The organism is Kutzneria viridogrisea DSM 43870 (assembly GCF_000525635.1).
In the GTDB taxonomy this organism is placed as follows: Bacteria; Actinomycetota; Actinomycetes; order Mycobacteriales; family Pseudonocardiaceae; genus Kutzneria; species Kutzneria viridogrisea.
Window position 1 is genome coordinate 9,254,231 of sequence record NZ_CP007155.1, and the last position, 20,731, is coordinate 9,274,961.

Here is a 20,731-nt window from a genome sequence, read left to right on the forward strand (position 1 = left end):
CCTCCGCTCACCATCACGCACCAAAGCAGGGGCGACAGGACTTGAACCTGCAACCTGCGGTTTTGGAGACCGCTGCTCTGCCAGTTGAGCTACGCCCCTTTGGCTGCTCTCACAGCCGCTCAAGGACAACTTCCACCCTCCCACGTTGTGGCGTGGGATCGGGTGACTAGAGGTCCCAGTTCGGAGAGTCTACGGCACGAACGGGTGTGGACTGCAACCGCACAGGTCAGAGCCGGTTTTTTCGCTGGGGCGGGCGGCGCGGGCGTGCCAGGATGTCGACCATGGCGACAGCTCACGCACCCGCGTCCCGACGTGTCTCGGCCAGGATCGGCGGCATCGCCGAGTCGGCGACCCTGGCGGTGGACGCCAAGGCGAAGGCGCTGCGCGCGGCGGGCCGCCCGGTGATCGGGTTCGGTGCGGGCGAGCCGGACTTCCCCACCCCGGAACCGATCGTCGCGGCGGCGGTGGCGGCGGCCGCCGAGCCCCGCAACCACAGGTACACCCCGGCCGCCGGTCTGCCCGAGCTGCGCGAGGCGATCGCGGCGAAGGCCGCGCGCGACTCCGGCTACCAGGTGCGGCCCGAGCAGGTGCTGGTCACCAACGGTGGCAAGCAGGCGGTCTACCAGGCGTTCGCGACCCTGCTGGACCCGGGCGACGAGGTGCTGCTGCCCGCCCCGTACTGGACCACCTACCCCGAGGCCGTGTCCCTGGCCGGGGGCGTCCCGGTGCGGGTCACCGCCGACGAGTCCACCGGCTACCTGGTGGACGTCGAGCAGCTGGAGGCCGCGCGCACGCCGAGGACCAAGGTGCTGCTGTTCTGCTCGCCGTCCAACCCGACCGGGGCGGTGTACCCGGCCGAGCAGGCGGAGCGGATCGGCCGGTGGGCGCTGGAGCACGGCATCTGGGTGGTCACCGACGAGATCTACGAGCACCTGGTCTACGACGGGGCCCGCGCGGCCTCGCTGCCGGTGCTGGTGCCGGAGCTGGCGGACACCTGCGTGGTGCTCAACGGGGTGGCCAAGACCTACGCCATGACCGGCTGGCGGGTCGGCTGGATGATCTCCCCGCTGGACGTGACCAGGGCGGCGACGAACCTCCAGTCGCACCTGACGTCGAACGTGTGCAACGTGGCGCAGCGGGCGGCCCTGGCGGCGGTCTCCGGCCCGCTGGACGCCGTGCACGACATGCGCGCCGCCTTCGACCGCCGCAGGCGCACGATCGTGGAGCTGCTGGCGAAGATCCCCGGGGTGCACTGCCCGACCCCGCAGGGCGCGTTCTACGCCTACCCCTCGGTGCGCGCCCTGCTGGGCCGGGAGCTGCGCGGGCGGCGGCCCGGTTCCAGCGCCGAGCTGGCCGAGCTGGTGCTGGAGCACGCCGAGGTGGCCGTGGTGCCCGGGGAGGCGTTCGGCACCCCGGGCTACTTCCGGCTGTCCTACGCCCTCGGTGACGCCGACCTGGTCACCGGCGTGACCAGGATGGCCGAGTTGCTGGCGGAGATCAGCCCAGCTTGACCAGGGCGACGGGCCTGCCCAGCACCGACTTGCCCTCGAAGGCCACCGTGACGGTGATCTTCGCGGTGCCGTCCTCGCTGAGGTCGGTGACCTTGCCGCTGATCTCCAGCAACGCGCCCTGCTCGTCGTCGGGCACCGGCACGGGGCGGGTGAACTTGGTGCCGCACTCGACGATCGCGCCGGGGTCGCCCACCCAGTCGGCGACGAACCGGTTGGCCAGGGCCATGGTGAGCATGCCGTGCGCGATCACCCCGGGCAGGCCGACCTGTTCGGCGAAGCGCTGGTTCCAGTGGATCGGGTTGAAGTCCCCGGACGCGCCCGCGTAGCGCACCAGGTCGGCCCTGGTGACGTGCACCTGGGTCGCGGGCAGCTCGTCGCCCTTGGCCACCTGTGCCGCCGTCAGCCTCGTCATCGCCGCACCTCGCCGGCGCTCGATGCGGCGCTTCGCGCGGTCACTGTGCTCACTGGCCCTCGTCCTCTCCCCTGGCGACCAGCAGGCCGATCGCGGTGGTCACGTGCTCGCCGGACTCGGTGCTGATCTCCGCCCGCACGGTGAGGAAGTCGTTGCCCATCCGGGTCTTGATGTCGTCCACGTGCGCGACGGCGCGGAGCCGGTCGCCCGCGGTGATCGGCCGGTGGTGCACGAAGGTCTGTTCCCCGTGCACGACCCGGCTGTAGTCCAGGCCGAGCTCCGGGTCGTCGACGATCACCGAGTTGGCGCTCATCGAGATGATCACCGCGAAGGTGGGCGGGGCGATGACGTCCGGGTACCCGGCGGCGCGGGCGGCTTCGGGGTCGCGGTGCAGCGGGCTGGTGGCCCCGACGGCCTCGGCGAACTCGCGGATCTTCTCCCGGCCCACCTCGTAGGCGGGGGTCGGCGCATAGCTGCGCCCGACGAAGGACTGGTCCAGTGGCACGGGGTGAGGCTACACAAACGAGCAGGCCGCCCCGCTGCTCGCGGGACGGCCTGCTCGGTGGTCTGCGGTAACCCGGGTCAGCGGGTTTCCTTGTGCGCACGGTGCGTGCCGCAGTTCGGGCAGAACTTCTTGATCTCCAGGCGGTCCGGGTCGTTGCGCCGGTTCTTCCTGGTGATGTAGTTGCGGTGCTTGCACTCCTCGCACGCGAGGGTGATCTTCGGCCGAACGTCGGTCGCCGCCACGGGGTCACCTTCCTAACGTCTAGTTCCCCCGTGCTGGGGGTCCAGGGGGCTTGCCCCCTGGCCTGGGGTCTGGGGCGCGAGCCCCAGGATGGGCGGAGCGACCTGGTTCGCGCTCTCCGCGAACACGGGTCCCCCGTCGCGTAGCGATGGCCGGACTTGAACCGGCGACACAGCGATTATGAGTCGCTTGCTCTACCAACTGAGCTACACCGCCATACCAACAACCACTTCCCCACCCCCTGTGATGGGGGTCCAGGGGGCGAAGCCCTCCTGGCTGGGGGTCTGGGGCGCGAGCCCCAGAATACACAGCGAAGCGGCCATGTCCGCGCTCTCCGCGAACATGGCCTCCCCACCGCTGAGCCCCAATACGGAATCGAACCGTAGACCTTCTCCTTACCATGGAGACGCTCTGCCGACTGAGCTATTGGGGCCTTGCTCTTGCGGAGCGATTAGAACTCTACAAGACGACCCCCCGGATCGCGAAATCGGGGGGTCCCTCCCGACCTGGGCTAACTGACGAGGGTGAGCACGGTCTCATCCCGCAGGCCCCGCGCGCGGATCGTGCGGGCCCGCAACCAGGCCTCGAAGCGCTCCTCGGACAGCGGCCGGGAGATCAGGTAGCCCTGGGCCACGTCGCAGCCCATGGCCACCAGCTGCTCGCGGGCGGCGTCCTCCTCCACGCCCTCGGCGACCACGGTCAGCCCGAGGGAGTGGCCGAGTTCGACGATGGAGCGGACCACGGCCATGTCCCCGAGGTCGGTGCCCATGCCGAGCACGAAGGACTTGTCGATCTTGACCTCGTCCACCGGCAGCTGGCGCAGGTAGGCCAGCGAGGAGTAGCCGGTGCCGAAGTCGTCCACGGCGAGCACCACGCCCATCGCGTGCAGCCTGCGCAGCACCGGCAGGGCCCGCTCGGGGTCGGACATGACCCCGGACTCGGTCAGCTCGAAGGTGAGCAGCTGCGGGGGCACGTCGTGGCGGCGCAGCGCCTCGGCGACCAGGTCGGGGAAGTTGGCGTCGGCGAGGTTGCGCACCGACAGGTTGACCGCGGTGGACATGCGCAGCCCACGGTCCAGCCACTGGCGGACCCGGCGCAGGCCCTGCTCCATGACGAAGGAGGTCAGCGCGTCGACCAGGCCGGTGGCCTCCACGGCGGGCACGAACTCGTCCGGGTCCAGCGGGCCGAACTCGGGGTGCCGCCAGCGGACCAGCGCCTCCACGCCGACCACCTGGCGGCTCGGCAGCGCGATCTTGGGCTGGTAGTGCACGGTGACCTGGCCGGTCTCCAGCGCCGAGCGGAACTGGGTCACCAGCTGGAAGCGGCGCAGGAAGATCTGGCCCATGCTGGGCGCGTAGCCGCGGACCGGGTCGCTGCCGCTGCGCGCGGCCTGCACGGCCACGTCGGCGCGCTGCAACATGGTGTCCACGTCCACGCCCTCGTCACTGGCCTCGACGGTGTTGGACACGTAGCCGACCAGCGCGCTGGCCTCCACCGTCAGCTTGTCCACCGGGTAGGGCATGGACAGCCCGGCGCGCAGCTTCTCGCCGACCTCCTGGGCCTGTTCGGGGGTGCGCCCAACGAGCAGCGCCGCGAAGGAGCCGCCCTCCAGCCTGGCCAGCGGCACGTCCGCGCCCAGCGCGTCGCGCAGCCGGCGGCCCGCGGCCAGCACCATGCGGTCGCCCCAGGCGTAGCCGAGCGCGTCGGCGACCCCGGAGAGCACGTCCAGGTCGATGCGCATGACCACGGCGTGCTCGTCCTCGTGCACCGGCCCGGAGGCGACCTCGCGGAACCCGGTGCGGTTGAGCAGCCCGGTCAGCGAGTCGTGGTACGCGTCGTGCCGCAGCCTGCCCAACAGCCTGCGGTTGTCCATGGCGGTGGCCAGGTGGCTGGACAGGGTGCGCAGCAGGCGCACGTCGGCGCTGCCGAACCCGCGCCAGCGGCTGACCCGGTCGTGCACTTCCAGTGCACCGAGCAACTGGTTGGCCCCGCGCAGCGGCACGACCAGCACCTCGTAGACCGCGCGCTTGCGCAGCGCCTCCTGCACGTCCTCGGTGGCGTCGGACAGCTTGAAGTAGCGCACGTGGTTGCCCGCGAGTTGCAGGATCGGGTCGTCGCGCATGTCCGGGGACGGGGTGATGTCAGTCGGCAGCGCGACACCGGCAACCACTGTGCGCACATCGGCGTCCAACTTGAGGTGCAGCACCACACGCTTGGCGTTGAGCTGGTCGCGGATGCGCTCGACGATCAACTGCCAGTCCGCGGGCTCCTCCGTGGGCGCGACCGCGCTGAGCACCGAGGACCGGCTGCCCACGTCCTGACCGGAGCGGGCCACGTTCAGGCTGACGTCGGAGAGGGTCTCCAGGTCGCGCTGCTCGCGCAGCAGGCCGGAGTAGGCGCGGTAGAGGGCGACCATCGCGGCGGACAGCAGCCCGGCCAGACCCCAGCCCCACGGCGCCTCGTCCACCAGCACGTAGGCGACCAGGCCCACGGTGGTGTTCATCAGGCCGACGACCAGGGTGCGCAGGCCGAGCCGGGCGGCGGCGGACAGCCGCAGCTCACCGCCGAGCACGTGCATGGCGGCCAGGCCCAGCCCGGTGCTGACCAGCGGGGAGGTGAGCACGGCAGCCAGCGCGGCGGCCCACAGCGGCAGGCCGCTGAACGTGCTCTGGATCAGGTACAGCGCGCCGTACGGGATCGCGACCTCGAGGCACATGATGCCGACGTGGTAGCTGAGGTGGCGGAACTTGTGCCTGCTGATCTGGATGCCCAGGCCCGCGATCAGGTAGGCCGCGAGCACGACCTCGAAGGGCACGGTGACCAGGCCGAGCACCAGTGGGATCTCGGCGAAGGTGATGGTCCAGCTGACCTGGCGCACGTCGAAGTCGATCGACAGCTGCTCGGACAACAGGAAGCCGACGGCGAGCAGCGCGCCCGCGAACAGCAGGTCCAGTTGGGGCGTGATCGGCTTCGCCGAGACGACGGCCGCGACGGAACTCAACCCGCAGACGAGGACCACGAGTGAGAAGAGCCGGTAGCGCCTAGTACGCTGTGGATCAAGCTGGGCGCGGACGGGCGGACGTGGCGTCTCGGGTTGGACGGCACGGCGGTGGTCGGTCATCCACCCTCCTCGTCGGCCACACAGCTGTGTCTGCCGTTGCTCGTTCGGATCGAGTTCTGACAGGTCCCAGCGTCGTCTCGGGCTGAGGCATCTGGCACGACTGAGGGGTCCCAGGTGCGCCAGGACCCCTCAGAGCGCAGTTTACCCCGGTTGAGCGAGTGTGGCTCGTCCAGTTGACGAAGGCAACACTCGCAGTGAACAACTTGGAGACAGAATCAGCAATTTGCACTCGCTGATGCCCTGTTGAATCGATTAAACGGACAAAACACCCCGAAGAACCTGCACGGCTCGACCACTCAGGCCTACCCGGTCGTCACGCAGCGTCACGCGTACAACACCGCCGCGTACCGATGCCTGCTCGCCGACCAGCGTGCTGCGACCGGTGCGGGCGGCCCACCACGGGGCCAGGGCGCAGTGCGCCGAACCGGTCACCGGGTCCTCCGGGACACCGACCGCCGGGTAGAAGCAGCGGCTGACGAAGTCGATGCCCTCGGCCTCCCCCGGCGCGGTGACGATCAGCCCGCGCGCCGGCAGGGCCGCGACCGCGTCCAGGTCCGGCGCCAGCGCGCGCACCTCGGCCGCCGTACCCACCTCCACCAGGTAGTCCGACACCCCGCGCGCCACCGACACCGGCGCCACCCCGGGCAGCACCTCGGCGGGCAGTTCGGCCGGTAGCGGGTTGTCGGCCGGGAAGTCCATCTCCACCCAGCCGTCCCGGTTCGCGTTGCACACCAGTTCCCCGCTGCGGGTGCTGAACCGCCTGGTGCCGCCCAGCACGTGCGCCGCGGCCAGCGTGGCGTGCCCGCACAGGTCGACCTCCGCCAGCGGGGTGAACCAGCGCAGCGGCAGCACCTCGCCGCCCGTCACGTCCACGAAGGCGGTCTCGGCGTGCTTGAGCTCGGCGGCGACCTGCTGCATCCACTCGTCGGGGCGGGGCTCGGTCATCAGCACCACTCCGGCCGGGTTGCCCCGGAACGGCTGGTCGGTGAAGGCGTCCACAACGAATACGTCCACGGCCCGAATCTAGTGGTGTTGCATGGCGCCCATGGACCTGGCGAAGCACGCCGCCCGCCTGGCGGCCCTCGACCCGCTGCTGCCCGAACCCGCTGACCTGGAGGGTACGGTGCTCGTCACCGACTCCGCGGTGGGCGCCGTCTCACTGGTGAGCGTCGAGCCCGATTCCTTCGACGCGCTGTGGGGCGCGCTGAACCGGCACCGGCTGACCGTGCGGCTGCCCGGCGCCGAACTCGGGCCGCTGCTGGACCGCTGGACCGAGCACCTGCGCGAGACCGTGCCGCCCGGCGACCCGGAGCACGCCGCCATGATCACGTGGCCGAGCCGGGACACCGGGCCCGTGCGCGAACTGGCCCTGCGCGGGTTCGCCCCGCTGCTGGCGCTCGCGGCCCGCAGGCGTGGCGCGGCTGCCGCTCCGCCGCCCGCGAACGATCTGGTCATCCGCGATGTCACCATGGCGGATCTCGGGGCGTGCGGCGCCCTGTGGGCCGCCATCGTGCGCTACGACCACCAGTTCGGTGTGGTCACCGCACGCCCCGGCTTCGAGGAGTCGTGCCGCGCTCACCTCGCGGAGCAGCTCGGGGTCGAGGGACGGCTCGCCTGGCTGGCCGAGCGGGACGGCGAGGTGCTCGGCCTGCTGACCGTCGACCTGCCGCCGCACTCCGACTGGGCCGCCGAGCTGACCTCCGCCTCGCCGGTGGCCTACCTCGGCGCCACGAGCGTGGCCACCGGCTCGCGCGGTCGCGGCATCGGCAGCGCACTGGTCGCCCACGCGCACCGGGTGCTGGACGAGGCGGGCGTCGAGCTGACGATCCTGCACCACGCGGTGCCCAATCCCCGGTCGGCGCCGTTCTGGGCCGCCCAGGGTTATCGTCCACTGTGGACGATCTGGCAGCGGCGCCCCGCACTGCCCGCCTGACCTGAGCTTTCCCCGGATTGTCGGTGGTGGGTTCTAGCGTCGGGTGGTGAGGGAGGTCACCATGAAGACGAGCATTCAGCTCAGGGGTGAGGAACAGGTCGGCGACCGGATCTACGCGGTGGAGGTGCGGGCCGACGCCGAGGAGTCGGTCATCGTCGACATCGCGGGCGAGTTGACCGACGGGACCGTGATCGCCGAGGGCGGGCTCGTGCTGCCCGTCGGCGACCTGATGACCGCGGGGCGGCTGCTGGAGCAGACCCTGCGCGGACTGTCGGTCATGCAGGGCAACGGAAAGGCGCTGGCCAAGTCGCGCAGCGCACCCGCCAACGCCGGGCGGCCGTGGACCGAGGAGCAGGACGCCGAACTCGCCCGGCTGTGGACCGAGGGCGGCGCCGCGATCCCCGAACTGGCCTTGCAGTTCGCCAGGAGCAGGTGGTCCATCCGAGCCAGGCTGATCCACCTCGGCCTGGACCCCGAGCGGGAGTACGCCACCGACACGGAGATCACGAACGAATGACCACACTCGAACCCATGTTCGAAGTCTGCTACGGTGAAACCGTGGCCGACGCCACCGGGTGGGGAAGCCCCAGGCGTTCGGTCCGGGAGGGCCCGTGCTCGCGCAATCCGCCGCGACCCACGGGCCCTCGCGATGTCCGCACATACCCAACGCCGCGCCCCAAAGCCAACTCACCAAACAACCACAGGCAAAACCACCCAGCCCAGATGCGAAGCCCCCTCGGGGCGCAGGGGGGCAACGCCCGGGTGTGTGGCGCCCCACACCGGGAGTCGTGGAGGCAACACCTGGGGGCAAAGGCAGCCCTGCCCTCAGGGACCTGGAGGGCAGCGCCCTCACACCGGAGGCGTGGGGTCCCCACCGAGAGCCTGGGGACAGCGCCCCTGGCCGAGGAGACGAAGACCGCCCACCCTCTCGGGGGCGTTGGGGACAACGCCCGAGGGACATGGGGGTCGCCCCCACACCGGGGGGCTCGGGGGACGAAGGCCACCCCGCCCCTCAGGAACCTGCGTGGGGGCGCCGCCGTTGTCACGTCTCGCGTTAGGCCGCCCACCCCCTCAGGAACCTGGGGGCACCACACCGGCGGCATGGGCCCCACCAGGGGCCTGGAGCCAGCGCCCCCAGTTCGGGGTGGCCGGGGATCGCCCCCGTCCGAGGGTCTGGGGGCAGCGCTCTGGCCGGGGTACGTGGGGTCGCCCCACACCGGGAGCCTGAGGGCAACGCCCGAAGGGACGAAGGCCACCCCACCCCCTCAGAGACCTAGACGAGTAAGTCCTAACTGATCAGTGGTCGTAGGCGATCAGGGATCGGGTGACGGGCTGGCCGGTGGCCCGGTTGTGCCAGATCGCAGCGGTCAGTGCGAGCAGGCGTTGGGCGATGCGCGCGGTCACGCCGTCGATGGTGCGGCCGCCATGCAACTCCAGGTCGAGCTGACCTTTGAGGCTGTCGTTGACCGACTCGATCAACTGCCGGACGGGTTTGAGCAGGTGCTGGGCCGGATGCGGAGTGCGGTTGCGATACGACGGGCGCAACAGCCGCACCCCGCGCTCGGCCAGGTAGGCGTCCAGCTCGCGGGAGACGTAGCCCTTGTCCGCGATGATCAGCAGACCGGGTCGGTCGGCCAGCACGGTGGGGTCGTGGTCCAGGATCGCCATCAGCACCTGGCGTTCGTCGAGCTTCGGATGCGCCAGCGCCCAGGTGATGGGGAGTCCTGCCGGGGTGCAGATCAGGTGTAGGCGCAGTCCCCAGAAGAACCGCGAGTGGCTGGAGCAGTAGCCGTAGCCTGCCCAGCCGGCGAGTTCAGAGCGTTTGGTGGTCTCGCGGGAGCGGCCGCACTCGACCGGGGTGGAGTCGACAATCCAGGTCGCGTCGGTCCACAGGTCGGTGTCCAGGGCCAGCAGCCGGATGATCCGTTTGAGCAGCGGGACGGCGGTGCGCAGCCGCTTGTTGTAGCCGGACTGCTGGGGCAGATACGGGAAAGCGCCGGGCAGGTGGCGGGGCAGGAACCGGAGCCAGCGGGCCTCGGAGCGGATGCCGAGCAGAGCCTGGGCCACGGCCAGAGTGAGTAGTTCGGCGTCAGTCAGCTTGGGCGGGCGTCCGGTCCGGGCGGGCCTGCCGAGGTGGTCATCGATCTTGACGTAGAGTGCGGTCAGAAGGGTGTTCAGGTCGGTCCTCACAAACTGATCTTGAACACCCTTCGTCCGTCTTCAGCCACCGCCCGGACTTAGGACTTACTCGTCTAGGGGCAGCGCCCCAACACCGGAGGCATGGGGCCCACCAAGAGCCTGGGAACAGCGCACCCTGACCGGGGAGCTAGGAGCCGCCCCACCCCTCTAGGCCCGGGGCAGCACCCCTGACCGGGGAGCCTGGAGGCAACGCCCGCGTGACGAAGGCCGCCCACCCCCCTCGGGGGCTTGGGGGCAGCGCCCCCTACCGGGGGTCTGGGGGTCGCCCCCCAGAAACAAAATCAGGCGGCCTACGCCTGCGCTCTCCGCAGGCATAGGCCGCCCAATCCGCCTGTGCCAGGTGAAGGATTCGAACCTCCGTAGGCTGTGCCGGCTGATTTACAGTCAGCTCCCTTTGGCCGCTCGGGCAACCTGGCGGGCTCGCAGACCCTGTCGCTGCCTGCGGGGTGAAGCATACATAACCCCTGGGGCCAGACTCCAACCGGATACCCCCGGAGTAGCATTCGTGGGTCTACCCAACCATTACGCGGAGGTGCAGGGCACGTGGCGGACCCGTCGTTCGACGTGGTGAGCAAGGTCGACAGGCAGGAAGTCGACAACGCGGTGAACCAGGCCGGCAAGGAGCTGTCCACCAGGTTCGACTTCCGCGGTACCGGGGCGCAGGTGAGCTGGTCGGGTGAGGAGGCCATCACCATCCAGGCCGACACCGAGGAGCGCTGCTCGGCTGCGATCGAGGTCTTCAAGGAGAAGCTGATCAAGCGCAGCATCTCGCTGAAGGCGTTCGAGGTCGGTGAGCCCTCGGTGTCCGGGAAGATCTTCAAGGTGACCGGCACCCTGGTGCAGGGCATCGCCTCGGACAAGGCCAAGCAGATCAGCAAGGCGATCCGCGACGAGGGCCCCAAGGGTGTGCAGGCGCAGATCCAGGGCGACCAGCTCCGCGTGTCGGCCAAGAAGAAGGACGACCTGCAGGCGGTGATCTCCCTGCTGAAGGGCAAGGACTTCGAGATCGCCCTGCAGTTCACCAACTACCGCTGATCCCAGGCGGTCGTACGAGGGGGAGCACGTGAAGGGCATCGTCCTGGCCGGTGGCAGTGGCACCCGGCTGCACCCGATCACGCAAGCCGTGTCCAAGCAGCTGTTGCCGGTCTACGACAAGCCGATGATCTACTACCCGCTGTCCGTGCTGATGCTGGCGGGCATCCGGGAGATCCTGATCATCTCCACGCCGACCGACCTGCCCAACTTCCGGCGCCTGCTGGGTGACGGCGGGCAGTTCGGGCTCCAGCTGAGTTACGCCGAGCAGGCGCAGCCCAACGGGCTGGCCGAGGCGTTCGTGATCGGCGAGGAGTTCATCGGCGGGGACAGCGTCGCGCTGGTGCTCGGCGACAACATCTTCTACGGGCAGGGTTTCGCCACCACCCTCCAGCACTACGCGGCGGGCCTGGACGGCTGTGTGCTGTTCGGCTACCCGGTGCGCGACCCGCAGCGCTACGGGGTCGGCGAGGTGGACGGCCAGGGCAGGCTCGTGTCGATCGAGGAGAAGCCGGAGAAGCCGCGCTCGAACAAGGCGATCACCGGTCTCTACTTCTACGACAACGAGGTGGTGGCCATCGCCAAGGCGCTCAAGCCCTCTGCGCGTGGCGAGCTGGAGATCACCGACGTCAACCGGACCTACCTGGAGCGCGGCCGGGCCCGGCTGGTGGACCTGGGCCGGGGCTTCGCCTGGCTGGACACCGGCACGCACGACTCGCTGCTGGAGGCCGGGCAGTTCGTGCAGGTGCTGGAGCACCGGCAGGGCGTGCGCATCGCCTGCCTTGAGGAGATCGCGCTGCGCATGGGCTACATCGACGCGGAGGCGTGCTTCGAGCTGGGCTCGGCGCTGGCCAAGTCCGGCTACGGCCAGTACGTGCAGGAGGTGGCCCGCTCAGCCGGTGCGGCGGGCTAGCTCCTCCAGCCTGCGGATCCGCTCGGCGATGGGCGGGTGCGTGGCGAACAACCTCGCCGCGTGCTCGCCCGCGCGGAACGGGCTGGCGATCATCAGGTGCGACTGGGAGACCACCGCGGGCTCGGGGGCCAGCGGGGCCTGCTGGGTGCCCAGTTCCAGCTTGCGCAGCGCGGAGGCCAGCCCGAGCGGGTCCCCGGTGAGCTGGGCCCCGGACTCGTCGGCCTGGAACTCGCGGGACCGGCTGACCGACATCTGCACGATGCCCGCGGCCAGCGGGGCGACCAGGGCGATCAGCAGCAGCGCGACCGGGTTGGGCCGGTCCTCCTCGTCCCCGCCGAACAGCCCGGCGAACATGGCGAGGTTGGCCAGCAGGCTGACCACACTGGCCAGGGTGCCCGCGACGCAGGAGATCAGGATGTCCCGGTTGTAGACGTGGGACAGCTCATGGCCGAGCACCGCTCGCAACTCGCGCTCGTCGAGCAGTTCGAGGATGCCGGTGGTGCAGCACACAGCGGCGTTGGCCGGGTTGCGGCCGGTGGCGAAGGCGTTGGGCGCCTGGGTGGGGCTGACGTAGAGCCGGGGCATGGGCTGGCGGGCCGAGGTGGCCAGCTCCCGCACGATCCGGTACATCGCGGGCTGCTCCACCTGCGACACGGGCCTGGCGTGCATCGCACGCAGGGCCAACCTGTCGGAGTTGAAGTAGGCGTAGGCGTTCATGCCGATGGCCAGTGCGAAGCCGATCACCAGGCCGGTGCTGCCGAAGAACCCGCCGATCAGGATGATCAGCCCGCTGAGCGCGCCCAGCAGCAGAGCCGTCTTCAACCCGTTGACGTGCTTGTGCACCTGTCTCAGCCTCCGGGTCGTCGCGTCCTACCTGAGAACGCCCCGGGGCGGGCCGCGGTTCCGGAACCGGGGCGTGCCGGACGCCCCGAGGCCTGTTCCGGGGCTGGTTCGGCGGCCGGGTCCAGCGGTGGTGGCGGCGGGACCTCGGCCACCCACTCGCCGAGCCGGTCCCGCTCGTGCACCAGCTCGGCCACGGCGTTCTCGCCGGTGCCGGGGTAGTCGTGCTCGGCGGCCCAGTGCAGGGCGTCGAACGGGCACACCTCGATGCAGATCCCGCAGTACAGGCACTGCCCGTAGTCGATCGCGAACCGGTCCAGCACGTTGACCGCACGGGGCCGGGCCGAGCCCGCCTGCTGCACGGTCTCGGTGTGCGAGGCGATGTGGATGCACCAGTCGGGGCATTCCCGCGCGCACAGCATGCACACCGTGCAGTTGGCCTCCAGCAGTGCGATCACGCCCCTGGACCTCGGGGGCAGCGGCTGATCGGCGGTCATCGCGGATCCTCCTCACGACGTGGCCCCCAGGAGGGGTCGGGCACCCCGGGCGGGGCGAGCCTGCGGCGGCTGGGCGCCGAGCTGGACTCACCCGGTTCCAGACCGCCCGGCCAGGGCCGCACCACGCGGGCGGCCAGCACGAAGTCCTTGCGCAGCGGGTGGCCCACGAAGGAGTCGGGCAGCAGCAGGCGGGCCGGTTCGGGCTGCCCGGCCAGTGCGAGCCCGAACATCTCCGCGGCCTCGCGCTCGTGCCAGGCGGCACCGGCCCAGACCCCGGCGATGCTGGGCAGCTCGTCCTCGGGTCCCAGCTCGGTACGCACCGACAAACCGCGCTGCTGCAACGGGTTCACCACGTGCAGCAGCACCGTGTGCCTGCGGCCGAGGTCGCCGGGACGGCCCGCGTCCTCGGCGCCGAGCCAGTCGAACATCAGGCAGCCCAGCTCGTCGCGGGCCAGCGCGGCGGCGGTGTGCCACTCGGCGGGCTCGACCTGGACCCAGGACTGCCCGAAGGCGGCCTTCGTGACACCTGAGGGCAGCAGCTCCTGCAGTCGGGCCGCCAGTTCGGGTGACGCGGCGGTCACGAGGTCACCATGCGGTGCAAAGCGACCAGCCCACCGAGCAGCGCCTCGGGACGGGGCGGGCAGCCCGGCACGGCCACGTGCACCGGCAGCACCTGGTCGATGCCCTTGGTGACGCTGTAGGAGTCCCAGTACGGGCCGCCGGTGTTGCTGCACGCGCCGACCGACAGCACGTACTTCGGCTCGGGCATCGCCTCGTAGGTGGCGAGCACGGCGGGCAGCATCACGTCGGTGACGGTGCCCGACACCACGAGCACGTGCGCCTGCTCCGGGCCGCCGTGCACCGCGGTCACCCCGAGCTCGGCGAGCGCATCGGCCCCGCCCCGGCCCTCCAGTGCCGCCATCACCTCGACCCCGCAGCAGGCCAGCCCGAGGTCCAGCACGGTCACCTGGTAGCTGGTTCCCCAGTCCAGTCGCAGGGTCGGCGTCACTGTGCTCACAGGGCCGAAGCCTAGCCCGGTGCGCCGAATTGCCCCTTGGATGCCACCCGCCCGCTGGTCACAATGGGCCTCGTGACGAACTGGGACGACCTCACTGCTGAGGAGTACTTCGTCATGCTCAACACGATGGAACAGGCGTACCTGCACGGGGTGATAGCCGACTACCTGGGCCACTCCGAGCGCTGCGGGGCGGTGTGGGTGCCCAGCGGGGACGAGGCCGCGATCGAGGAACTGGTGCCCACCTTCCGCACCGTCGTACACGACCTGATCGAGCGCGACCTGGTGGAGATCCGCGAGCCGGGCACCGCGCTGTGGGACAACGCGCCCGAGCTGGACGACCGGGAGGTCACCGAGGTGCTGGCCGACCCGGCCTCGTGGATCAAGTCCACCGGCAGCGCCAACCGCATGATCATGCTGATGCCCACGCCGAGGGCGGAGCGCCTGCTGGGCTGACCGCGGCCAGGCGACCGGCGGACAGGGTTCGCCACACCGTTGTGGGACCGTGCTTTTGGGCCGGACCGGGGTGGGCTTATGCTTCCCGCATCCGGCGCTCGCCGGCTCCTTTTTCGGCTTCTCATCTAAGTGAGTCCATGGCTATGGATCATGTCTTTGCCGCGCTCTCAGAGCGCCTCCGTGGTCTGTTCGGCGGTCGCAGGATCGTCCTCGCTGGCGGGTCGCGGTTGTCCGCGCGCGTGCAGGAACTCAGTAGTCTGGAAGCCGAACGCACACTGGTGATCAGTACCGACGACCACGCCCCGCTGCACGACCCGGAGGTCGCCCGCTGGGTGACGCTGGGCATCACCGGGCTGGTCGCCTCCGAGCAGAGCAGCCTGGAGAACGCACTGGACTCCGCCGAGGTCAGGGCGGTGCTCGAGGAGTTCGACCCGACCGGCCAGGCGCTGGTGATCGGCTCCAACTACATGGGGCTGCCGGAGGTCGCGGGCCGGCCGGTGCTCAATCACCGCCGTCCCGAGTGGATCGAGCTGGAGAACAAGACCACGATCGACCAGCTGTGGTCGGAGCTGTCGGTGCCGCACGCGCCCGCCCACGTGGTCGACGTGGCCGAGGACGCGCTGTGGCGGCTGTGGCAGGTCAGCGAGCTGATGGACAGCGGCTGGGGCGTGGTCTGGTCCGGGGACGGCCCGGCGATCAACGGCGGCGCGAACTTCGTGCGCCGGGTGCGCACCCACGCCGAGGCGCGGCGGGTCTACCGCTACCTCGCGCCCAAGTGCACCAACATCCGCGTGATGCCGTTCCTGGAAGGGATTCCGGTGTCCGTGCACGGCATCGTGTTCCCCGACGGCACCGCCGTGCTGCGGCCGATCGAGATGGTCGTGCCGCGCCGGACGGAGTCGGCCAAGTTCCTCTACGCGGGCTGCGCCAGCTACTACGACCCGCCCGCCGCGATCCGCGACGAGATGCGCAACCTGGCCCGCCGGGTCGGCGAGCAGCTGCGCGGCACCGTCGGCTACCGCGGAACGTTCACTTTGGACGGTGTGGCCACCGCGGACGGCTTCCGCCCCACCGAGGTCAACACCCGCTACGGCGGGGCCATGACCTGCTTCGAGGACGCGCTGCCGCAGCTGCCGCTGGCGCTGCTCCAGGTGGCCCTGGTCGCCGGGCACGAGGCGGGCATCAGCTCCATCGAGTTCGAGGACCTGCTCGTCAGCGCCGCTGACACCACGCGGATCAGCGCGATCGGCGCCAACGTGAAGGCCGTCCGCCCGGAGTCCGAAGTGGAGCGTCCGGTGGTCTGGACCGAATGGGCGTGCCGCTGGGCGCACGAGGACGAGCCCGCGCACGGCTCGCTGCGACTGCGCCCCGGCCCCGTCGGCGGTCGGCTGGAACTGGAGCTGTACCAGGAGGCCGTGCGCCCCGGTCGGCCCGCGGCCCCGCTCGTGGTCTCCGCCTTCGCGCTGGCGGACCAGGACTGGGGCACCGGGGTCGGCCGGTTGGAGCCCGCCATCGCCATGGCCTGTGAGCGCGAGGTCGAGGCCGAGGTCGCCTTCGAGGCCGTCACCGCCTGAGGTTCGCCCGTCATGAAGGGCACCTTCGAGACGTCCACCGTCCCGAAGGTGCCCTTCATGACGTCATCAGAGTCATACACTCGCATCACGATCAGAACGTTCTGCGAGGCACAGCGCTAACGCCGGAAGCCATTCGCCGAAGTACCGGGCAACTGTCTCAGACTGCTCGGCGAAGGGGCGGCATGAACCGGTCCACTCCAACTGTTGGGTTCCTCGCACTCGCCGTCATGGCCGGGGCATCAGCCTGCGGAAGCACGGAAACCGCAGCACCAATGCCGACGACAACTACGACCACGACCACTGTCGATCAGCCCAAGGCGGAGATCTTCGACGCATCACACTACCTCGGCAATCTCGCGGACGCGGCCGTCCACGACCTGACGGAGAAGGGCTATTCCGCCACGGTAATCAAGGACAGTGACAAACAGGCGATCACCACGGACTTCTCACGATGGCGCGTCGTCTCGATACTCACGTCCCGCTACACTGGAATGGCCTCGGTGTATGTCAAGAATGCCGATCCGACCCCGGCAGAGAAGGTCGACCTGGCGGTAGACCAAGCGGGAATCACACCAACACTGCCAGCGTCTTACGCATCGGCCTCGGCTTTGGTCACCGACGTGTGCCGAAGCGCGGGCCTGGGCGGGAAGACCCTGTCGCCGACCGAGTTCCTCGCGGCGCAGGTCAGCGGGAACAGCCAGGAACTCGAGATCCTCAAGATCGGGATCCCGGCGCTCTGCCCAGACCTCCAGGGAGCGCTCCAGGACGTCATCGACGGCAACATTCCGTTCGGCAACGGCACGTACGAAATCGGAGCTGGCGACAGGAAGATCAAGCCCGGCACCTACCGGACCACCGGCAGCGTCGACAACTGCTACTGGGAACGCACTCGACCGAACGGCGAAATCATCGACAACAACTTCGCGACACACGCGACTTCGATCACCGTGACGATCAGCCCGTCCGACGGGAGCTTCACCAGCGAACGCTGCGGCACCTGGCAACTGGTCAAGTAGCCGCACAACATCAATCGACAACACCGCCCGAACTCGAACCGTTCTCCGAGCACTCGCACGAACAACACGCTGCCCGCACATTCAGGTCGCCGTTGAGCTCGACAACCTGGATGACATTGCCAGCCACTTCCCCGTCGACAGTGTTGCCCACCGCTCCGCTCGACAAGCCTTCGGACTTTTCTGCACCAATTTTGCGTAAAACCAGTCGAGCAAGCCCGCCGCCAACCACGGCAGCGAACGAGATACCGGCGATGACCAGCGCGAAAAGAAATCCATCGAGCAAAAACCGACCTGGATTTTGGGCAGGTTCAGGTAATGAGGTCTGACTTGGAGAGGCTTTCCGCAACGAACATCCAACAGTTCAATGCAGATCGACCTCCCCTCTTGCGCACCAAGTGCCCGACGCACCCGACTGACTGTGCACCAGCATACAGCGAGCACGACTCCGGCCCGGTGCCACGAAGGTGCCCGTCGAGACTTCCGTCGTCTCGACGGGCACCTTCGTTACGTCAGCGGGCGCAGGGGGTCGCGGCCGACGATCGTCACCCATAAAGTGGACAAAAGGCTCATTCCGACCAACACTCTGGGGTGCTGATGCGCAAGCTCGTTCTCGTACTGGTGGCCGGTCTGCTCACGGTGCTGGTGGCACCGCAGGCGATGGCGGCGCCGGGCCAGGTGTCCAGCGTGATCGGCAGGACACCGAAGGACCTGATCGCGATGGGCGACATCAAGATCGACAAGACCGCGCGGACGTTCGCGTTCAAGACGGCGGAGCGGTTCGGGGACCCGCTGGAGAGCGTGGTGGCGAAATGGGCCGCCAGCGAGAGCGAGTTCCAGTCGGCCGCGGCGTACATCACCAGGCACCCGGTGCCGTTCCACGTGTTCCGGCTGCACCGCGACGCGAGCAACCAGGTGCTGGCCACGCACTACTACTACACGGCAGGCTGACCGGCCCATGCCATGAAAGTGCCGTTCCTGGCGTTGAACGCCAGGAACGGCACTTTCATGGCATCAGGGGGTTAGCCGCGCAGTTCCATGGTGCAGCACTTGGGGCCGCCGCCGGACTTGCGCAGTTCGGAGATGTCCACGTAGACGGGCTGGTAGCCGCGCTCGGCGAGGGCGCCGCCCAGCGCGGTGGCCTCCAGCGGCAGCACGACGTTGTGGCCGTCGGACACCCCGTTGAGGCCCAGGCACGCGGCGTCGGCCTCGGTGGCGATCACGGCGTCGGGGAACAGCCTGCGCAACACCTTCTGCGAACCGGCGGAGAACGCGCCGGGGAAGTAGCAGACCTGGGGCCGGTCGGACTGGTCGTCGAGCACGAACAGCGCGGTGTCCAGGTGGTAGTAGCGCGGGTCGACCAGGTTCAGCGAGACCACCGGCACACCGAGCACCTCCTGGGCCTCGGCGTGCGCCCCGGGGTCGGTGCGGAAGCCGGTACCGGCCAGCAGCACGGTGCCGGTCCAGGTGAAGTCGCCCTCGGCCTCGTTGATGCTGGTGGGCATCACCACGTCGCGGTAGCCGTTGCGCAGGAACCAGCGCCGGAAGTGCTCGGCCTCGGCTGCGCGCTGCTCGGCACGGAACCGCGAGCCCAGCACGACCCCGTCGATCACGGTGCCGGAGTTGGCCGCGAACACCATGTCGGGCAGGCCGGGCTCGGGGGTGATCGTCTCGACGGTGTGCCCGAGCTGCTGGTAGACCTCCTTGAGCGCGGTCCACTGCGCCAGGGCCAGCCCGGTGTCCACAGGTTGCTCGGGGTCCATCCACGGGTTGATGGAGTACTCGACGGTGAAGTACTGCGGCGCGCACATCAGGTACCGGCGGCGCGTGGGCACGCGGACCTGGGAGGCCTGCTCCGCGGTGGGGAGCGGCAGCTGCGTGTCGAACGTGGCGGACATGGATCGAAATGTATGTGCCCCCATGACCAGCGAACAACGCCGCTGCGTTGCAGAACTTGGTGCAATATGTTGCGTATGGACGCCATCGATCAGCGAATCATTTCGTGCCTGGTCTCCGACGCCCGGTCGAGCTACGCGGAGATCGGGAAGTCGGTGGGCCTGTCGGCTCCGGCGGTGAAGCGCCGGGTGGACAAACTGCTGGACACGGGGGTGCTGCGCGGGTTCACGGCGGTGGTCGACCCGGAGGCCCTGGGCTGGGGCACCGAGGCGTTCGTGGAGGTGCACTGCCGGGGCAACATCACCCCCGGCGAGATCCGCTCGCGCCTGGACCCGCTGCCCGAGGTGGTGGCGGCCTACACGGTCTCCGGGGCGGCCGACGCCATCGTGCACCTGCGGGCCTCCGACATCCACCACCTGGAGACGGTGCTGGAGCGGCTGCGCGCGGTGGACATCATCGACCGGACGATCTCCACGGTGGTGCTGTCCACCCTGCTGGACCGGCCGCCGGCTCCGGAACACTGAGCGGCATGAGTGGTGAGATCCTCCTCGAACGGCGCGACCGGGTCGCCGTGATCACGGTGCACGACCCGGACCGGCGCAACGCCCTGACCCTGCCGCTTGCCGAGCAGCTGGCGGAGGCCGTGGCGGCCTGCGAGGCCGACGAGCAGGTGGGCGCCCTGGTGGTCACCGGCACCCCGCCGGCGTTCTGCGCGGGCGCGGACCTGAGCCAGCTCGGCGAGGCCAGGGAGCAGGGCCTGCGCCGGATCTACGCGGGCTTCCTGGCGGTGGCGGAGTGCGCGCTGCCCACGGTGGCCGCGGTGAACGGGGCGGCGGTGGGCGCGGGGCTCAACCTCGCGCTGGCCTGCGACGTGCGGCTGGCGGGTGAGCGGGCCCGCTTCGACGCGCGCTTCCTCCAGCTGGGGATTCACCCGGGCGGTGGAATGACCTGGATGTTGCAGCGGCTGGTCGGCCCGCAGACGGCCAAGGCGATGACCCTGTTCAGCGCGGTGCTGGACGCGGCGGAGGCGAAGCGGACCGGCCTGGTGCTGGACGTGACGACGGGTGATGTCGTGGCGGAGGCGGTGCGGCTGGCGGCCGGTGCGGCCTCGGCCCCGCGCGAGCTGGCGGTGCGGACCAAGAGCACGATGCGGGCCACCGCGGCCACCGAGCTGCACCGCGAGGCGGTGGAGCTGGAGCTCGCACCGCAGCTGGAATCGATCGAGTCCCCGGCGTTCGCGCAGCGGCTGGCCGCGCTGAAGAACCGCATCTCCAGCAGGTGATCTACCGGCGGTATGTCGGATCACGACAGATCCCGGTGTGAGGTGTACCGCACTCGGACCGGTTCACCTACTGCCGGTAAGTACCGTTAATGCCAGGTGAAGCGGTTGTGACGGGCACGGGACGGGGCCGAAGTTCCCAAGACTTGGAAGCACCGCCACACCGGGATCTGACCGACGACTACGCTCGGAGGTAGCACTCAACGGTGTCGCTATGCCGGGGGCGCGTCATAGCGCGGCACCGATCCGGACGGTCGAGGCCGCCACGACGGTGGCCACGGCCACCCCATGCGAG

The 20,731-nt window shown here is 69.8% G+C and carries 23 protein-coding genes and 4 tRNA genes; 11 read left to right on the forward strand and 16 right to left on the reverse strand.

The genetic code is table 11. The features are described 5' to 3' along the window. Positions 1–26: 26 nt before the first annotated feature. Positions 27–99: transfer RNA gene (locus KALB_RS40585), tRNA-Trp, on the reverse strand. A gap of 182 nt (positions 100–281) precedes the next feature. Between KALB_RS40585 and KALB_RS40590 the strand changes: the two genes are divergently transcribed. Next, positions 282–1,511, forward strand: coding sequence for a pyridoxal phosphate-dependent aminotransferase (locus KALB_RS40590; protein WP_201771870.1), 1,230 nt, complete (start codon positions 282–284; stop codon positions 1,509–1,511). On the opposite strand, the gene KALB_RS40595 is transcribed toward KALB_RS40590, so the two are convergent. From KALB_RS40595 to KALB_RS40625, 7 genes are all read right to left on the reverse strand, one after another. Further along, positions 1,498–1,923, reverse strand: coding sequence for a MaoC family dehydratase (locus KALB_RS40595; RefSeq protein ID WP_025361415.1), 426 nt, complete (start codon positions 1,921–1,923; stop codon positions 1,498–1,500). The two genes, KALB_RS40590 and KALB_RS40595, sit on opposite strands and share 14 nt — an antisense overlap. A 49-nt stretch (positions 1,924–1,972) precedes the next feature. Beyond that, entirely contained in the window at positions 1,973–2,428 is a 456-nt protein-coding gene (locus tag KALB_RS40600; protein ID WP_025361416.1) for a MaoC family dehydratase N-terminal domain-containing protein, read from the reverse strand. A gap of 77 nt (positions 2,429–2,505) precedes the next feature. Further along, a complete protein-coding gene (gene rpmG / locus KALB_RS40605) occupies positions 2,506–2,670 on the reverse strand; it encodes a 50S ribosomal protein L33 (protein ID WP_025361417.1) in 165 nt (54 codons plus the stop codon). Between the two features lie 141 nt (positions 2,671–2,811). Continuing rightward, a tRNA-Met gene (locus tag KALB_RS40610) sits at positions 2,812–2,884 on the reverse strand. A gap of 144 nt (positions 2,885–3,028) precedes the next feature. Continuing rightward, positions 3,029–3,101 (reverse strand) — tRNA-Thr (locus KALB_RS40615). A 78-nt stretch (positions 3,102–3,179) separates the two neighbouring features. Continuing rightward, positions 3,180–5,789 (reverse strand): putative bifunctional diguanylate cyclase/phosphodiesterase, encoded by a 2,610-nt coding sequence (locus KALB_RS40620; RefSeq protein ID WP_025361418.1) that lies wholly within the window; start codon positions 5,787–5,789, stop codon positions 3,180–3,182. Positions 5,790–6,041: 252 nt separating this feature from the next. After that, positions 6,042–6,803, reverse strand: a complete 762-nt coding sequence (locus KALB_RS40625) for a PhzF family phenazine biosynthesis protein (protein WP_025361419.1) — start codon at positions 6,801–6,803, stop codon at positions 6,042–6,044. Between the two features lie 31 nt (positions 6,804–6,834). On the opposite strand from KALB_RS40625, the gene KALB_RS40630 reads away from it, so the two are divergent. Together KALB_RS40630 and KALB_RS40635 are read left to right on the forward strand one after the other, a co-directional pair. Continuing rightward, positions 6,835–7,722 carry a GNAT family N-acetyltransferase gene (locus tag KALB_RS40630; RefSeq protein ID WP_025361420.1) on the forward strand — a complete coding sequence of 296 codons (888 nt, stop codon included), beginning with the start codon at positions 6,835–6,837 and terminating at the stop codon, positions 7,720–7,722. 61 nt (positions 7,723–7,783) lie between these two features. Continuing rightward, the gene (locus KALB_RS40635; RefSeq protein WP_148309841.1) at positions 7,784–8,239 is read left to right on the forward strand and encodes a helix-turn-helix domain containing protein; all 456 of its coding nucleotides are present in this window, start codon (positions 7,784–7,786) and stop codon (positions 8,237–8,239) included. A 779-nt stretch (positions 8,240–9,018) separates the two neighbouring features. Here KALB_RS40635 and KALB_RS40640 read toward each other — a convergent pair. Continuing rightward, positions 9,019–9,912 carry an IS982 family transposase gene (locus KALB_RS40640; RefSeq protein WP_025357383.1) on the reverse strand — a complete coding sequence of 298 codons (894 nt, stop codon included), beginning with the start codon at positions 9,910–9,912 and terminating at the stop codon, positions 9,019–9,021. Between the two features lie 343 nt (positions 9,913–10,255). After that, positions 10,256–10,337, reverse strand: a tRNA-Tyr gene (locus KALB_RS40645). 127 nt (positions 10,338–10,464) lie between these two features. Here KALB_RS40645 and KALB_RS40650 point away from each other — a divergent pair. Together KALB_RS40650 and rfbA are read left to right on the forward strand one after the other, a co-directional pair. Further along, on the forward strand, positions 10,465–10,956 hold the full coding sequence (locus tag KALB_RS40650; RefSeq protein WP_025361422.1) for a YajQ family cyclic di-GMP-binding protein: 492 nt from the start codon (positions 10,465–10,467) through the stop codon (positions 10,954–10,956). A gap of 28 nt (positions 10,957–10,984) precedes the next feature. Then, the gene (rfbA, locus tag KALB_RS40655) at positions 10,985–11,866 is read left to right on the forward strand and encodes a glucose-1-phosphate thymidylyltransferase RfbA (protein WP_025361423.1); all 882 of its coding nucleotides are present in this window, start codon (positions 10,985–10,987) and stop codon (positions 11,864–11,866) included. Here rfbA and htpX read toward each other — a convergent pair. Genes htpX through KALB_RS40675 form a run of 4 tightly spaced genes read right to left on the reverse strand, consistent with a single transcriptional unit; the run spans position 11,846 to position 14,221 of the window. Further along, positions 11,846–12,709, reverse strand: coding sequence for a zinc metalloprotease HtpX (gene htpX / locus KALB_RS40660; protein ID WP_025361424.1), 864 nt, complete (start codon positions 12,707–12,709; stop codon positions 11,846–11,848). The two genes, rfbA and htpX, sit on opposite strands and share 21 nt — an antisense overlap. 5 nt (positions 12,710–12,714) lie before the next feature. After that, positions 12,715–13,203, reverse strand: a complete 489-nt coding sequence (locus tag KALB_RS40665) for a 4Fe-4S binding protein (protein ID WP_025361425.1) — start codon at positions 13,201–13,203, stop codon at positions 12,715–12,717. After that, positions 13,200–13,784, reverse strand: coding sequence for an NADH-quinone oxidoreductase subunit C (locus KALB_RS40670; RefSeq protein WP_025361426.1), 585 nt, complete (start codon positions 13,782–13,784; stop codon positions 13,200–13,202). The genes KALB_RS40665 and KALB_RS40670 overlap by 4 nt, the downstream gene beginning before the upstream one ends. After that, a complete protein-coding gene (locus KALB_RS40675; protein WP_035976903.1) occupies positions 13,781–14,221 on the reverse strand; it encodes an NADH-quinone oxidoreductase subunit B in 441 nt (146 codons plus the stop codon). The genes KALB_RS40670 and KALB_RS40675 overlap by 4 nt, the downstream gene beginning before the upstream one ends. 72 nt (positions 14,222–14,293) lie before the next feature. Between KALB_RS40675 and KALB_RS40680 the strand changes: the two genes are divergently transcribed. From KALB_RS40680 to KALB_RS47305, 3 genes are all read left to right on the forward strand, one after another. Beyond that, on the forward strand, positions 14,294–14,674 hold the full coding sequence (locus KALB_RS40680) for a hypothetical protein (RefSeq protein WP_148309842.1): 381 nt from the start codon (positions 14,294–14,296) through the stop codon (positions 14,672–14,674). Between the two features lie 278 nt (positions 14,675–14,952). Continuing rightward, complete coding sequence (locus tag KALB_RS40685) at positions 14,953–16,248, forward strand: ATP-grasp domain-containing protein (RefSeq protein ID WP_236650119.1); 1,296 nt, start codon at positions 14,953–14,955, stop codon at positions 16,246–16,248. A 182-nt stretch (positions 16,249–16,430) separates the two neighbouring features. After that, positions 16,431–17,264, forward strand: a complete 834-nt coding sequence (locus KALB_RS47305; RefSeq protein WP_148309843.1) for an Rv1352/Rv1906c domain-containing protein — start codon at positions 16,431–16,433, stop codon at positions 17,262–17,264. A 10-nt stretch (positions 17,265–17,274) separates the two neighbouring features. Here the strand turns inward: KALB_RS47305 and KALB_RS47310 are convergent, their stop codons facing one another. Further along, positions 17,275–17,547 (reverse strand): hypothetical protein, encoded by a 273-nt coding sequence (locus KALB_RS47310; RefSeq protein ID WP_148309844.1) that lies wholly within the window; start codon positions 17,545–17,547, stop codon positions 17,275–17,277. Between the two features lie 311 nt (positions 17,548–17,858). Here KALB_RS47310 and KALB_RS40695 point away from each other — a divergent pair, with 311 nt between their 5' ends. Next, positions 17,859–18,212 (forward strand): hypothetical protein, encoded by a 354-nt coding sequence (locus KALB_RS40695; protein ID WP_148309845.1) that lies wholly within the window; start codon positions 17,859–17,861, stop codon positions 18,210–18,212. Positions 18,213–18,283: 71 nt separating this feature from the next. On the opposite strand, the gene ddaH is transcribed toward KALB_RS40695, so the two are convergent. Then, positions 18,284–19,159 carry a dimethylargininase gene (gene ddaH, locus KALB_RS40700; protein WP_236650120.1) on the reverse strand — a complete coding sequence of 292 codons (876 nt, stop codon included), beginning with the start codon at positions 19,157–19,159 and terminating at the stop codon, positions 18,284–18,286. Positions 19,160–19,234: 75 nt separating this feature from the next. Here ddaH and KALB_RS40705 point away from each other — a divergent pair, with 75 nt between their 5' ends. Then, the gene (locus KALB_RS40705) at positions 19,235–19,681 is read left to right on the forward strand and encodes an Lrp/AsnC family transcriptional regulator (protein WP_025361433.1); all 447 of its coding nucleotides are present in this window, start codon (positions 19,235–19,237) and stop codon (positions 19,679–19,681) included. Positions 19,682–19,686: 5 nt separating this feature from the next. Continuing rightward, the gene (locus KALB_RS40710; RefSeq protein ID WP_025361434.1) at positions 19,687–20,439 is read left to right on the forward strand and encodes an enoyl-CoA hydratase; all 753 of its coding nucleotides are present in this window, start codon (positions 19,687–19,689) and stop codon (positions 20,437–20,439) included. Positions 20,440–20,731: the final 292 nt, after the last annotated feature.